Origin of the sequence: Exiguobacterium sp. s56, from assembly GCF_018618255.1 — a bacterium.
In the GTDB taxonomy this organism is placed as follows: Bacteria; Bacillota; Bacilli; order Exiguobacteriales; family Exiguobacteriaceae; genus Exiguobacterium; species Exiguobacterium chiriqhucha.
The window spans coordinates 32,568-46,803 of the sequence record NZ_JACSLR010000001.1; the positions used below are offsets into that span (position 1 = coordinate 32,568).

The 14,236-nt window shown below is 55.4% G+C and carries 10 protein-coding genes and 1 other annotated feature; of the genes, 9 read left to right on the forward strand and 1 reads right to left on the reverse strand.

The window, feature by feature from the left end; translation table 11 throughout:
* Nucleotides 1-70 precede the first annotated feature (70 nt).
* From lon to hemB, 7 genes are all read left to right on the forward strand, one after another.
* Nucleotides 71-2,371, forward strand: a complete 2,301-nt coding sequence (gene lon, locus KNP71_RS00190) for an endopeptidase La (RefSeq protein WP_214829759.1) — start codon at nt 71-73, stop codon at nt 2,369-2,371.
* A gap of 3 nt (nt 2,372-2,374) precedes the next feature.
* Nucleotides 2,375-2,971, forward strand: a complete 597-nt coding sequence (gene yihA, locus KNP71_RS00195; RefSeq protein ID WP_021066847.1) for a ribosome biogenesis GTP-binding protein YihA/YsxC — start codon at nt 2,375-2,377, stop codon at nt 2,969-2,971.
* A gap of 114 nt (nt 2,972-3,085) precedes the next feature.
* The gene (locus KNP71_RS00200) at nt 3,086-4,264 is read left to right on the forward strand and encodes an AI-2E family transporter (protein ID WP_021066848.1); all 1,179 of its coding nucleotides are present in this window, start codon (nt 3,086-3,088) and stop codon (nt 4,262-4,264) included.
* Between the two features lie 185 nt (nt 4,265-4,449).
* A complete protein-coding gene (gene hemA / locus KNP71_RS00205) occupies nt 4,450-5,793 on the forward strand; it encodes a glutamyl-tRNA reductase (RefSeq protein WP_021066849.1) in 1,344 nt (447 codons plus the stop codon).
* Between the two features lie 60 nt (nt 5,794-5,853).
* Nucleotides 5,854-6,771: a hydroxymethylbilane synthase gene (gene hemC, locus KNP71_RS00210; RefSeq protein WP_029595855.1), complete on the forward strand. Its 918-nt coding sequence runs from the start codon at nt 5,854-5,856 to the stop codon at nt 6,769-6,771.
* Nucleotides 6,764-7,429 (forward strand): uroporphyrinogen-III synthase, encoded by a 666-nt coding sequence (locus tag KNP71_RS00215; RefSeq protein ID WP_029595854.1) that lies wholly within the window; start codon nt 6,764-6,766, stop codon nt 7,427-7,429. The genes hemC and KNP71_RS00215 overlap by 8 nt, the downstream gene beginning before the upstream one ends.
* Nucleotides 7,426-8,430 (forward strand): porphobilinogen synthase, encoded by a 1,005-nt coding sequence (gene hemB / locus KNP71_RS00220; RefSeq protein ID WP_214829762.1) that lies wholly within the window; start codon nt 7,426-7,428, stop codon nt 8,428-8,430. The genes KNP71_RS00215 and hemB overlap by 4 nt, the downstream gene beginning before the upstream one ends.
* A gap of 167 nt (nt 8,431-8,597) precedes the next feature.
* Here the strand turns inward: hemB and KNP71_RS00225 are convergent, their stop codons facing one another.
* Nucleotides 8,598-9,713: an RNA-guided endonuclease InsQ/TnpB family protein gene (locus KNP71_RS00225; RefSeq protein ID WP_214829765.1), complete on the reverse strand. Its 1,116-nt coding sequence runs from the start codon at nt 9,711-9,713 to the stop codon at nt 8,598-8,600.
* 228 nt (nt 9,714-9,941) lie between these two features.
* On the opposite strand from KNP71_RS00225, the gene hemL reads away from it, so the two are divergent.
* Nucleotides 9,942-11,246, forward strand: coding sequence for a glutamate-1-semialdehyde 2,1-aminomutase (hemL, locus tag KNP71_RS00230; RefSeq protein WP_058763202.1), 1,305 nt, complete (start codon nt 9,942-9,944; stop codon nt 11,244-11,246).
* 47 nt (nt 11,247-11,293) lie between these two features.
* Nucleotides 11,294-11,513, forward strand: a binding site (T-box leader).
* A gap of 55 nt (nt 11,514-11,568) precedes the next feature.
* Nucleotides 11,569-14,220 (forward strand): valine--tRNA ligase, encoded by a 2,652-nt coding sequence (locus KNP71_RS00235; RefSeq protein WP_029595851.1) that lies wholly within the window; start codon nt 11,569-11,571, stop codon nt 14,218-14,220.
* Nucleotides 14,221-14,236 lie beyond the last annotated feature (16 nt).

Below are 14,236 nucleotides of genomic sequence, written 5' to 3' on the forward strand. Positions count from 1 at the left end.
TTTTGAACGAAAAAGGCTCAAACACTCGGCACATCCGAGTTTTGGGCCTTTTTGCACAGGAGGCGTTGTAATGGAACAATTACCAATCCTTCCTTTGCGTGGAGTCGTGGTGTATCCACTCATCGGAGTGACAATCGACGTGGGGCGTCCGCTCTCCCTACGGGCACTCCTTGCCGCAAAGGAACACGAGACAGATTTGATTGTTGTGACACAAAAAGAGACGGGGAAAGAATCACCTGAACCGGAAGACTTGTACGCGATCGGGACACGAGTCCATATCGCCAAGATGAGCGAGCTGTCGAACGAGACGGTCCGCGTCCGTTTGGTCGGGAAAGAACGCGTCAAGATCAACTCGATCGAAGAGACGAAGGAAGGCTGGTTCGCAGACGTCGAGCCACTCGAACTCGTCGAGGGGGAAGAAGTCGAGCGCACGGCACTCGTCCGCTTATTGAAAGAACAGTTTGGCAAACTCGTCGGCTCCATCAAAGGATTATCACCGGACGAGCGCCGTCGTTTCGAGATGTATGAACGGCTCGAGTCGTTGACCGATTATATCGCTTCGAAGCTCGACGTCGACGTCGATATCCGCCAAGCGATGCTCGAAGAACCGGATGCGGTCAAACGCGGTTTGGAACTGCTCGAGATTATGACACATGAAGTCGAAATCATCGAGCTCGAGCAAGAGTTGCGTGAACGGACGAAGAAGACGATCGAACAGGCACAAAAAGAATACTATTTGCGCGAGCAGATGAAGACGATTCAGCAAGAGCTCGGCGACCAGTCGCAAGAGTCTGAACCGAACCGTCTCCGTGAGAAACTCGAGGCGCTCGATTTGCCGGAAACGACACGGAAGAACGTCATGCGCGAAGCCGAGCGGTTGAACGTCGTCCCGGCGACGTCACCTGAGTACGCCGTCATCCGCAACTACCTCGACTGGATCGCCTCGCTGCCGTGGGGCATCGAGACGGAAGATAAACTCGACGTCAAACATGCGGCCGATGTGTTAGATGACGACCACTATGGTCTCGAGTCGGTGAAAGACCGGATCCTCGAGTACTTGGCCGTCCGACAGTTGACGAACTCGCTCCGCGGGCCGATTCTGTGTCTCGCCGGACCTCCAGGGGTCGGGAAGACGTCGCTCGCCCGCTCAATCGCGTCAGCGCTCGAACGGAACTTCGTCCGCGTCTCGCTAGGCGGAGTGCGTGACGAGGCCGAGATTCGTGGGCACCGTCGCACATACATCGGTGCGATGCCAGGCCGCATCATCCGTGGTTTGAAACAGGCCGAGAGCAAGAACCCGGTGTTCTTGCTCGACGAGATCGACAAGATGGCGTCCGATTTCCGGGGTGACCCGGCGTCGGCCATGCTCGAAGTGCTCGACCCGGAACAGAACGTCTCGTTCTCGGACCACTATATCGAGGAACCGTTCGACTTATCGAACGTGCTCTTCATCGCGACGGCGAACGACGTCTCGCAAATTCCGGCGCCGCTCCTTGACCGGATGGAACTCATCCAAATCGGCGGCTACACGGAACTCGAGAAAGTCGAGATCGCCAAGCGTCACTTGGTACCGAAACAGTATAAAGAGCACGGCTTGAAGAAGAGCCAGCTCACGATTAAAGAGGACGCACTTTACGAAGTCGTTCGCCGTTACACGCGTGAGGCCGGTGTCCGGAACTTGGAACGCGTCATCGGTTCACTTTGCCGGAAAGCGGCGAAGCAAATCGCCATCGGCGAGAAGAAACGCGTCACCGTCTCATTGAAGAGCCTCGGCGACTACCTCGGGAAACCGAAGTACCGCTACGGCAAAGGGGAGACGGAAGACTCGATCGGTGCTGTCACCGGACTCGCCTACACGGCGTTCGGGGGCGACACGCTCACGATTGAAGTCGCACTCGCACCTGGTAAAGGCAAGCTCCAGTTGACGGGGAAACTCGGTGACGTCATGCAAGAGTCGGCGCAGACGGCGTATAGCTACGTCCGTTCAAACGCGGAACGGTTCGGGATTGACCCGACGTTCTACGAGCGCCAAGACGTGCATATCCACGTGCCGGAAGGTGCCGTCCCGAAAGACGGTCCGTCGGCGGGGATTACAATCGCGACGGCGCTCATCTCGGCGTTGACCGGCAAGAAAGTCCGCCGTGACATCGGGATGACCGGGGAAATCACGCTCCGCGGCCGCGTCCTGCCAATCGGTGGATTGAAAGAGAAAGCGCTCGCCGCACACCGAGCCGGCTTGACGACCATCGTCATTCCGAAAGACAATGAGCGTGACATCGATGACATTCAAGACACCGTCCGTGAGAAACTGACGTTCGTCCCGGTCACGACGCTCGATCAAGTATTAGAAGTAGCATTTGGAGGAAATTAAATAATGAAAATCACTAAAGCAGAATTTGTCACGAGTGCCGTCGCACCTGACCATTACCCGATTCATGAGTTACCGGAAGTCGCACTCGCCGGACGTTCGAACGTCGGGAAGTCATCGTTCATCAACAAGATTTGTCAGCGCAAAGCACTCGCACGGACGTCTTCGAAGCCAGGGAAGACGCAGACGCTGAACTTCTTCAACATCAACGATGAAATCATGTTCGTCGACGTGCCGGGCTATGGCTACGCGAAAGTCTCAAAGACGGAGCGGGAGAAGTGGGGCATCATGATGGAGCAATATTTGACGTCACAGAGCGCGCTTCGCGGCGTCGTCCTGTTGGTCGATATCCGTCATGAGCCGTCAAGTGACGACGTGACGATGTACAACTTCTTGAAGCATTACGAGATTCCGGTCATCGTCGTGGCAACGAAGCTCGATAAAATCAAAAAAGCGCAGCGTCAAAAACATGAAGCGGCCGTCAAACGCAAGCTTCAGTTTGAATCGACTGACCGGTTCGTCGCATTCTCGGCGGAGACGGCAGAAGGCAAAGACGAAGCGTGGAAAGCAATTTATGATTTATTGACACGCGAAGAAGATTGACCGAAGACGAGGGCAACCCCTCGTCTTTTTTGTTTTCAGGGTTACGAGAGCGGGTAATTATCGTATAATTGTCCTAATTACATAAGACAAGAGAATAGAGAACGAGGTGGAAAGATGCAAATCATGTTTCAGAACAAATGGTACCGCTTCTTATTTTGGACGCTGACGATTTTCTTGGTCATCTGGGTCGGGACGGAAATCTCTTTCGTGTTCGAACCGATTCAAGTTATTTTGGCGCTCGTCACGGTACCGCTCATCATTGCTGGACTTTTCTATTATTTCTTAGTCGGGATCGTCGACTTCTTAGAAAAACGGATGGACGGCAAACGGCCGCTCGCCGTCGGGATTACGCTAGGTGGACTCGTGTTGATCTTTACGCTCGTCTTCAGCATCCTTGGCCCAGTACTCGCGGAGCAGGTGACGTCACTCGTTAACGCGATGCCGAGCATTGCCAAGGAATTGCAGGTACAGGCGTTCGCCGTTCGTGACTCGCTCATGCAAAATGAGTTCTTGTCACGCTTCATCGCCGAGAATGACGATATGTTCACCGACTTCACGAACAACGTGACGTCGTATCTCGGAGACGTCTTCGGGAATGTCGCGTCATCGTTCGGTCGTCTTGTCGGCTTCATCACGTCGGCCGTCATCACAATCGTCGTCATTCCATTCATGCTTTTGTATATGTTACTTGACGGGAAACGTCTTCCGGACTCAATCGTGAAGTTGTTGCCGTCGAGCTATGAGCGTGAGACACGCAACATCTTACATGACATGCATACGACGGTTAAAAACTACGTCCATGCCCAGTTGATCGTGGCGTTCTTCGTCGGAATCACGTCGCTCATCGGATTATGGATTATCGGACTCGACTATGCCATCCTACTCGCGCTCTTTATGATGGTGACGAACATCATCCCGTACGTCGGACCGTTCCTCGGTGCGGCACCGGCCGTTGTCGTCGCTTTCATCCAAGATCCGATTAAAGTGCTTTGGGTCATCGTCGTCATCATCATCGTCCAACAGATCGAATCGAACGTCATCTCGCCGCTCATCCAAGGCAAGTCACTCAAGGTGCACCCGCTGACGATCATCATCGTCTTGCTCGTCGCCGGGAACTTGGCCGGGATTATCGGGATGCTCATCGCGGTTCCGTTCTACGCGGTGGCGAAAGTCGTCGTTCAAAATATCGTCCGCATTTACAAGCTGAGGGAACGGAAACATTACCTCGAAGCGGAGGAAGAAGAAAAGACCCAAGAGAGTACAATCATCACCGATCCATCCTCTTTAAAATGAGGAATCAAGTAGAAATGGTCTCTATGTCCGTTTCTACTTTTTTTTGTCACAAAAAGTTCTTAAATTATTTCACAAAAATCGAACAGAAGATTATAGTTCCTAAATAAAAATTGTTATAATGTACGGTAGAGATGTGAAAAAGAAGAGACAACCGTCGGTGGATTTTGGATGAGGGGAAGAGGTACATGCATATTGTCGTCGTTGGACTAAATAACAAGACAGCCCCTGTCGCGATTCGGGAGCAGTTCTCGTTTGGGGAGCAAGAAATCGTGGATGCGATGATTGCACTTCGCGAAGAGAAAAGCATATTTGAATCGGTTATTTTGTCGACTTGTAACCGAACAGAGCTATATGTCGTCACAGACCAGCTCCATACGGGTCGTTATTATACAAAACGGTTTTTAGCGAACTGGTTTGATTTAGAGATGGACCAATTCACCCCTTATTTATCGATTCGTGAAGGAGAAGAGGCGATTCGCCACTTGTTCCGCGTCACGTCTGGACTCGATTCGATGATCATTGGGGAAACACAGATTTTAGGACAAGTGAAATCGAGCTTCTTCCGCGCCCAAGAGAACGGGACGACGGGAACGGTGTTCAACAAACTGTTCAAAGAAGCCGTGACGCTCGCCAAACGTGCCCATACTGACACGCAAATTGGGGAAATGTCGGTATCGGTCAGCGCGGCAGCAGTCACGCTCGCCCAGGAAATGTATTCGTCGCTCGATGATAAACAAGTCGTCGTCGTCGGTGCGGGTGAGACAGGCGAGTTGACGACGCTCAACTTGTTCGAGGCCGGTGCGAAACAGATTGCCGTCTTTAACCGGACCGAGAGCAAAGCGAAAGCGGTCGCTGACAAGTTCAAAGGCCGGGCCCACTCGATCCGTGAGATTGCTTGCGGCTTGCTTGACGCTGATATTTTAATTAGCTCGACCGGTGCGAAAGAAGCCGTCATCGCCTATGATGACGTCGCCGCAGCACAACTGCTCCGCCGGGAACGTCCACTGTTGTTAATCGACATTGCCGTGCCGCGAGATATCGATCCAGCGGTCCGGGCGCTTCCGGGCGTCCACTTGTTCGATGTGGATGACTTGAACGGCATCGTCAATAAAAACTTGGCGGCCCGTCTCATCGAAGCCGAAAAGATTGAAATCAAAATCGATGAGGCGATTCAAGAGTTCCAAACGTGGCTCATCACGCTTGGTGTCGTGCCGATCATGAATGAATTGCGCGCCCGTGCGCTCAACATTCAAGAAGAGACGATGGAAAGCCTCGAGCGCAAGCTCGATCATCTGTCGGACCGCGATAAAAAAGTCATCGGCAAGCATATGAAGTCAATCATCAACCAGATGCTTCGTGAACCGATTGATTACATCAAAGACGCCGCTGCGCAACCAGATGCGAACACACGCATCAATCAGTTCGTGGAGACGTTCGGTCTAGATGTCGACGTCCCTGACGCCGAACCGGAAACGGAAGAAGCCGAAGCGATGTCAGCGAAAGCACCACTTCGCGCCTTGATGCGCTAATACAAAACAAAAAAAGGCGGCGGATCTCGTCGCCTTTTTCTATGAAGGGGATAACCGATCATGCGTAAAATTATCGTCGGCTCACGCCGCTCACAACTTGCGATGACACAGACGAAATGGGTCATCGATCAATTGAAGAAAGCCGGGGCTCAAAACGAGTTCGAAATCAAAGAGATCGTGACGAAAGGGGACCAAATCGTCGACGTGCAACTCTCGAAAGTCGGCGGCAAAGGGTTGTTCGTCAAAGAGATTCAGCAACAGATGCTCGCCGGGGACATCGATTTCGCGGTCCACAGCATGAAAGACGTCCCGGCCGAGTTGCCGGAAGAGCTCTATATCAGCTGCATGCCGAAACGCGTCGACGCCCGTGATGTGCTCATCTGCGAGAACGGCTATACGCTCGAGACGCTCCCGGAAGGTGCCGTCATCGGGACGAGCTCACTGCGCCGCGGTGCCCAAATGCTCGCCGCTCGCCCGGACTTCGACATTCAATGGATTCGCGGGAACATCGACACGCGCCTCAAAAAACTCGAGACAGAAAACTTCAACGCCATCTTGCTCGCTAAAGCCGGGCTCGAGCGCATGGGTTGGACGGACCGCGTCGACTTCGAAGCGCTTGACGCCGATATGATGGTCCCAGCCGTCGGACAAGGTGTACTTGCCATCGAAAGCCGGAAGGACGACGCTGAAGTGACGGCAATTCTACAATTGCTCCATGACGACGTGACGGCGAAAGCCGCAACAGCGGAGCGGACGTTCCTCAAGGCAATCGAAGGCAGCTGCCACGTACCGGTCGGCGGTTATGCGACGGTCGATGGCGACGACGTGACACTCACAGGCCTCATCGCCTCGGTCGACGGCAAAGAAGTGCTCCGTGTGACGAAGACGTCGTCAGACGCGGTCGCACTCGGGAAAGACGTAGCAGACGATTTGCTCGGACGCGGCGGGCGCGAAATTCTCGCCTCGGTCAATGCGTGACGTCTGGTACACAGGGACAAAACGACTGACCGCTTCGCAGCGAGCCCGGCTCACCGCGAGCGGTCTTTCCGTTCATCACGTCCCGCTCATCGAGACGAGATTGACGCACAACCAGATGCCGATCAGCCGATTCGATTGGCTCGTCGTGACGAGCCAGACAGCGGTACCGGCGCTTTGTGACGTCCCACGTGACGTCAAAGTCGCGGCCGTCGGCGAGAAAACGAAACAAGCACTCGAGGCCGTTGGATTCACCGTCGCGCTCATGCCGGAGACGTTTACGGGCGAGGCGTTGTTCCATGACCTTGCAACTGTCGTAAAGTCAGACGAGGTCGTCTTGTTCGCCCGGGGCGACTTGGCGAACACGGCGCACATGACGCAACTCGAAAACGTCCACGACTGGGTCGTCTATGAGACGATTGGCCGTGAACTGACAGAGACGGAAGTCGAGGCGCTCGAAGGAATCGAAGCGCTCCTCGTGCTCAGCCCGTCCGCCGTCCGGGCGCTCACGCCATATCTCGACCATTTCCACGGGACGTGGTACGCCATCGGTGAAGTGACCGAGCGCGCCGTCCGGGAAGTGTCGACGTTACCGGTCCGAGTGCCTGAGTGTTATACTATGGATGCATTAATACAGTGTATAGGGGAGGATTTTTCATGAACCAGTTTGACCGTCATCGTCGTCTTCGTTCATCGAAGTCAATGCGTGCACTCGTACGTGAAAATCATGTTCGGAAAGAAGATTTGATTTACCCGCTCTTCATCATCGAAGGGACAGACATTAAACGCGAAGTCAGCTCGATGCCGGGCGTCTTCAACTTCTCGCTCGACCGTCTCGAGGACGAGATCAACGAGATCGTCGACCTCGGTATTCAATCGGTGCTCTTGTTCGGCGTACCTGAACATAAAGACCCGGAAGGTACGGAAGCGTATCATGACCACGGCATCGTCCAAGAAGCGATCCGTAAAGTGAAAGCGTGGGCACCACAGCTCACGGTCATCGCCGACACATGCCTGTGCGAATATACGTCGACAGGCCACTGTGGCATCGTGAAGAACGGTGACGTCGATAACGACGCGTCGCTACCACTTCACGTCCAGACGGCCATCACGCAAGCGCAAGCAGGCGCTGACATCATCGCGCCGAGCTCGATGATGGACGGCTTCGTCGCCGCGATCCGTGAAGGACTCGACCAAAACGGTTTCAACCATATCCCGATCATGAGTTACGGCGTCAAGTACGCATCGGCGTACTACGGACCGTTCCGTGACGCAGCGCAATCGGCACCTGGTGAAGGCGACCGCAAAGGCTATCAGATGGACCCGGCCAACCGCCGTGAAGCGTTCCGCGAATCACAATCGGACGTCGAGCAAGGCGCCGATTTCATGATCGTCAAACCGGCGCTCGCGTTCATGGACATCATCCGTGACATGCGCGACTCGCTCGATATGCCGATCGTGGCGTATAACGTGAGCGGAGAGTACGCCATGGTCAAAGCGGCTGCTTTGAACGACTGGGTCGATGAGCAACGCATCGTCATGGAGACGATGGTCGGCTTCAAACGGGCCGGTGCGGACCTCATCGTCACATATTTCGCAAAAGACGTCTGTCGCTATTTGGAAGGAGACTACGCGTCAACAACCCACCACTTAACGAACTGACGGTCCGTTTGAAGCGGGGGCTTGCGTCCGTCGAGGACCCGACGGCGCCTCTACCCTCGTAGAGTGCGGTTACGCTCGTTCCTGCCCGGTAGTGCGGACGGCGCTTGCGCCTCCTACCTTCGTGTGGCGGAACATCGGGACGGCCGACCTCGCCCCTGCCACGGGAGTCATGCTCCCGTGGCACCTGCACCGATGTGTTCGATGCCTTTCTGATGCAGGTTCATCGCGCCGACCCGGTCGTCGTTCGACCGGTACCGGCAGTTCTTGCATTGGAAGAGGTGCAGCTTCTTGTCCCGGTTCGCCTTCTCGGTGTGCCCGCATGTCGGGCAGGTCTGGGAGGTGTGTCTCGGGTCGACGACGATCACCTTCTGTCCGTTCAACGCGGCCTTGTACGCGAGCATTTGACGGAACTGGTAGAACGCCCACGACACGGAGACGTAGCGGTTTCTCGCGCGCACCTTCTCTGTGGCGGCACGGATGCCGGTCAGGTCCTCCAACACGAACAGCGTGCCCCTCGGGTGTCGGTCGACGAGTGCCTTCGTGACCTGATGGTTCACATCGGTCACATAACGGTTTTCTCTCGAGCCGAGCTGTCTCAGCCGTTTGCGGGCCGACGGGGTCTGCCGTCGTTGCAGCTGCTTGCGGGTCGCTTTGAACGTGCCTCGCTTGTGCTTCACCGTTCCTCCGTCGTAGAAGGCGGTCTCGCCCTGGCTGTCGTACGTGACCGCCAGGAAGTTGATGCCGAGGTCCACGCCGACGACGTTGGTGACACGGGCGTCGGCGAGTTCGGGGAACGCCTTCGTCACGGGGATGTGCAGGAACCATTTCCCGTGTTTGTGCACCAGTTTGGCCGTGCCGAACCGCCACGTCCCGTTGAAGTACCGCCTCATGCCCTTGCGCGCATAGTCCAGCTTGATCCGGCCGTCCAGCGTGTTCACGCTGAACCGGTCCCGGGTGAGCGAGTAGTCGCGGTTCCAGACGAGGTCGTACTCGGGGCGCTTGAACTCGACCCGGGACCACGCGTGCCCGTTCGACCTCGCCGACTTGTATCTGGCGACCACCGTCTTCATGACCGACTGGGCCATTTGGCTCTTCAGGCCGAAGCGTCGCCGGATCTCGGCATAGTGCGCGTCGTTGAGGCTGACCTGGTCCAGGTCCCCCGTCTCGAAGACGTGTCCCGACAGCCAGTCACAGGCCGACCGGTACGCGTCCATCGTCGTCCTCAGGGTAGCCACTTGAGAGGCTGGGACATAGATTTGTATTTTTGCAGTGATTGTAGACATGGTGCTCACCACCTTTCGCTACATAAACGATACCCGTTTTTTTAGCGGAGAATGAATTGACTTAACTCATAGAAGGGAGGAGGCAAGGTAGGAGTTCATAAGCGGTTATCATGCACATGTTTAGCATGATTGTGTCCCATACCGAAAATGATGGAAATTCCTCCCCCCACTAATCGTCGGGCTGTGCCCGGGACACGATTGGAGTAGGGGTATCCTTGCCGATTAAAGATGACCTACAAACAAACACGCTCAGAAGCGGCGTTCGAACAAGCACGTCCGCTCATGCCGGGCGGGGTGAACAGCCCGGTCCGTGCTTATAAATCAGTCGGGATGACGCCAATCTTTGCTGAACGCGGCGAAGGCTCGCGCGTCTACGACATCGATGGCAACGAATATATCGACTACGTCCTCTCATGGGGACCACTCATCCTCGGCCACCGTGACCCTGTCGTCACGAAGGCGATTCAAGAGCAAGCTGAAAAAGGCTGGACGTTCGGGACACCGACCGAGCTCGAAACGAAAATGGCCGAGCTCGTCATCGAGCGCGTCCCATCGATCGAGATGGTGCGCATGGTCAACTCGGGTACGGAAGCGACGATGGCGGCTCTCCGCCTCGCACGCGGCTACACGGGCAAGACGAAAATTTTGAAGTTCGAAGGCTGCTACCACGGTCATGGCGACTCGCTCCTCATCAAGGCCGGTTCGGGCGTCGCGACGCTCGGTCTCCCGGACTCGCCGGGCGTACCGAAAGACTTGGCGAGCCAGACGCTCACGGTGCCATATAACGATTTGGATGCTCTCCGCATCGCCTTCGAGAAGTTCGGCGACGATATCGCTGGTGTCATCGTCGAACCGGCGGCCGGTAACATGGGCTTCGTGCCACCGCAACCTGGCTTCCTCGAAGGACTCCGCGAGATCACGGAACAATACGGCTCGCTCCTCATCTTTGACGAGGTCATGACCGGATTCCGGGTCGGCTATAACTGTGCCCAAGGCTACTTCGGCGTGACGCCGGACTTGACGTGCCTCGGGAAAGTCATCGGCGGCGGCCTTCCGGTCGGTGCCTATGGCGGGAAACGCGAGATTATGGAACAAATCGCGCCACAAGGACCGATTTACCAGGCAGGGACGCTCTCGGGTAACCCACTCGCGATGATCGCCGGCTACACGACGTTATCGCAACTCAAGCCTGAGCACTACGCCGAGTTCGAACGCAAAGCGGACCGTCTCGCTGAAGGCTATACGAAAGCGGCCGAGAAGTATAACATCCCGCACGACACGAACCGGGCCGGCTCGATGTTCGGATTCTTCTTCACGAATGAGAAAGTGACGAACTTCGAGAAGGCGAAGACGGCGAACCTCGACTTGTTCCGCGCTTACTATCAGAAGATGGCGGCGCGCGGCGTGTTCTTGCCACCGTCACAGTTCGAAGGATTGTTCCTCTCGACCGTTCACACGGACGAAGATATCGACTTGACGCTCGCAGCGGTCGACGCGACGTTCAAAGAGCTGCAACAAGAGTTTTCATTGTAATCTTGACGGAAACAGCTTCTGTCGCTACAATTGTTTAACAGATACGAACAAAAGCTACGATGAGGAATAGTACGCAATCAACATCCTTTTTCAGAGACGCGGCCGCTTGGTGTGAGGCCGCGAGGGATGGTGCGGAAGTCGCCTCGGAGCTGACCTTTTGAACGAAGTAGGAAGGTCCGGTCCATCGACCGTTATTCGATTTTGAGGGCGCCACATGTGGCGAACTAAGGTGGTACCGCGGAAGATACGGCTTCTTTCGTCCTTAGCGTTAAGGACGAGAGTAGCCGTTTTTTTGTCCACATTATTAGAGGAGGTTGGGCATATGGCCAACGAGACAAACGAAATCACCATGCCGACGAAGTACGATCCAAGTGCGACGGAAGCGAAATGGTATGACTACTGGTTAGAGAACGACGTATTCAAAGCAGACGAGGACGATTCAAAACAGCCGTACACGATTGTCATCCCGCCACCGAACGTAACAGGGAAACTTCACCTCGGACACGCGTGGGACACGACGCTCCAAGATTTGCTGACGCGCCTCAAGCGCATGCAAGGCTATGACGTCCTCTGGCTCCCAGGGATGGACCACGCCGGGATCGCGACACAAGCGAAAGTCGAACAGAAGCTCCGTGAGGACGGCATTATGCGCTATGACCTCGGACGCGAGAAGTTCCTCGAGAAGACGTGGGAATGGAAAGACGAGTACGCCGATACGATCCGTGCCCAATGGTCAAAACTTGGCCTCGGTCTCGACTACTCACGTGAGCGCTTCACGCTCGACGAAGGACTCTCGAAAGCGGTCCAGGAAGTGTTCGTCCGCCTCTATGAGAAAGGCTTGATTTACCGCGGCGAATATATCGTCAACTGGGACCCGGCGCAAAAGACGGCCGTTTCGGATATCGAAGTCATCTACCAAGAAGTCGAAGGCGCGTTCTATCACATGAAATACCCGCTCGCTGATGGCTCAGGCCACATCGAGATCGCGACGACGCGTCCGGAGACGATGCTCGGCGATACGGCCGTTGCCGTTAACCCGAAAGATGAGCGTTACGCGCACCTCGTCGGCAAGACGATCATGCTTCCGGTCATGAACCGCGAGATTCCGATCGTGGCTGACGACTACGTCGACATGGAGTTCGGTACAGGTTGCGTCAAGATCACACCGGCGCACGACCCGAACGACTTCGAGATCGGGAACCGCCACGAGCTCCCGCGCATCCTCGTCATGGACGAAGGCGGCAAGATGAACGAGAATGCTGGCAAGTACGAAGGGCTCGACCGTTTCGAATGCCGCAAGCAACTCGTCAAAGACCTAGAAGCAGACGGCACGCTCGTCAAGATTGAGCCACACACGCACTCGGTCGGTCACTCGGAACGTTCAGGCGCAGTCATCGAGCCTTATCTTTCGAAACAGTGGTTCGTCGACATGGAGCCGCTCGCGAAAGCAGCGCTCGAAGCGCAAGGACATGACGATACGAAAGTCAACTTCGTCCCAGAGCGGTTCGAAGGCACATACCTCCGTTGGATGGAGAACATCCGTGATTGGTGTATCAGCCGCCAACTCTGGTGGGGTCACCGCATCCCGGCTTGGTACCACAATGAGACAGGTGAGATTTATGTAGGTAAAGAAGCACCGGCGGACAGTGAGAACTGGCATCAAGATGAAGACGTGCTCGACACATGGTTCTCGTCAGCGCTTTGGCCGTTCTCGACGATGGGCTGGCCGGATACGGACTCGGCAGACTTCAAACGTTACTTCCCGACGAGCGCGCTCGTCACGGGTTACGACATCATCTTCTTCTGGGTATCTCGCATGATTTTCCAATCGCTCGAGTTCACTGGGAAGCAGCCGTTCAACGACGTGCTCATCCACGGTCTCATCCGCGACTCGGAAGGCCGCAAGATGTCGAAGTCGCTCGGTAACGGCGTCGACCCGATGGAAGTCATCGACCAATACGGCGCGGACTCGCTCCGCTGGTTCCTCCTTACGGGATCGACACCAGGGAACGACCTTCGTTTCTATTGGGAGAAAATCGAATCGACATGGAACTTCGCGAACAAGATTTGGAACGCGAGCCGTTTCGCCCTTATGAACATGGACGGCATGAAGTATGAGGAGATCGATTTGTCAGGTGAGAAGACGCTCGCTGACAAGTGGATTCTCACTCGCTTGAACGACACAATCGACCAAGTGACACGTCTCGTCGACAAGTATGAGTTCGGCGAAGCCGGCCGTTACTTGTACAACTTCATCTGGGAAGAGTTCTGTAACTGGTACATCGAGATGGCGAAACTCACGCTCTACGGTGAGGACGAGGCTGCGAAAGCGACGACGCGTTCAGTGCTCGCGTACACGCTCGACTCAATCATGCGTCTCATGCATCCGTTCATGCCGTTCCTCACAGAGGAAATCTGGCAGCACTTGCCGCACGAAGGCGACTCGATTGTCCGTGCGAGCTACCCGACACGCCGCGACGAGCTCCACTTCGCGGACTCGGTACCAGCGTTCGAAGCGGTCATGAACGTCATCCGTTCGGTCCGTAACATCCGTTCGGAAGTGAACGCCCCAATGTCGAAACCGATTCAGCTCTTCATCTCGACGTCGGATGAGGCGACACAAGATTACTTGAGCGCGAACGAAACGACAATCGGCAAGTTCACGAACGCGACCGAGCTCGAAATCGGACGTGGCTTGACGGCTCCTGATAAGTCGATGTCAGCCATCATGACGGGTGCGGAACTGTTCATCCCACTCGCTGACCTCATCAACTTTGAGGAAGAAATCGCCCGTCTTGAAAAAGAAGTGGCGAAGTACGAGAAGGAAGTCGAGCGCGTTCAGAAGAAACTCGGCAACCCAGGCTTCACTGGCAAGGCACCGGCTCACGTCATCGACGAAGAGAAGGCGAAAGAGAAAGACTACCTCGACAAACGTGACGCAGTCCGCGCCCGTTTGGAAGAGTTGCGTAAATAATGAATCAACCTTCTTT

Coding starts and splice junctions, on each gene's coding strand:
- hemB (WP_214829762.1), top strand. CDS start 7,426: ATGAACCAGTTTGACCGTCATCGTCGTCTTCGTTCATCGAAGTCAATG.
- lon (WP_214829759.1), top strand. CDS start 71: ATGGAACAATTACCAATCCTTCCTTTGCGTGGAGTCGTGGTGTATCCA.
- KNP71_RS00215 (WP_029595854.1), top strand. CDS start 6,764: ATGCGTGACGTCTGGTACACAGGGACAAAACGACTGACCGCTTCGCAG.
- KNP71_RS00225 (WP_214829765.1), bottom strand. CDS start 9,713: ATGTCTACAATCACTGCAAAAATACAAATCTATGTCCCAGCCTCTCAA.
- KNP71_RS00200 (WP_021066848.1), top strand. CDS start 3,086: ATGCAAATCATGTTTCAGAACAAATGGTACCGCTTCTTATTTTGGACG.
- hemC (WP_029595855.1), top strand. CDS start 5,854: ATGCGTAAAATTATCGTCGGCTCACGCCGCTCACAACTTGCGATGACA.
- hemL (WP_058763202.1), top strand. CDS start 9,942: ATGACCTACAAACAAACACGCTCAGAAGCGGCGTTCGAACAAGCACGT.
- hemA (WP_021066849.1), top strand. CDS start 4,450: ATGCATATTGTCGTCGTTGGACTAAATAACAAGACAGCCCCTGTCGCG.
- yihA (WP_021066847.1), top strand. CDS start 2,375: ATGAAAATCACTAAAGCAGAATTTGTCACGAGTGCCGTCGCACCTGAC.
- KNP71_RS00235 (WP_029595851.1), top strand. CDS start 11,569: ATGGCCAACGAGACAAACGAAATCACCATGCCGACGAAGTACGATCCA.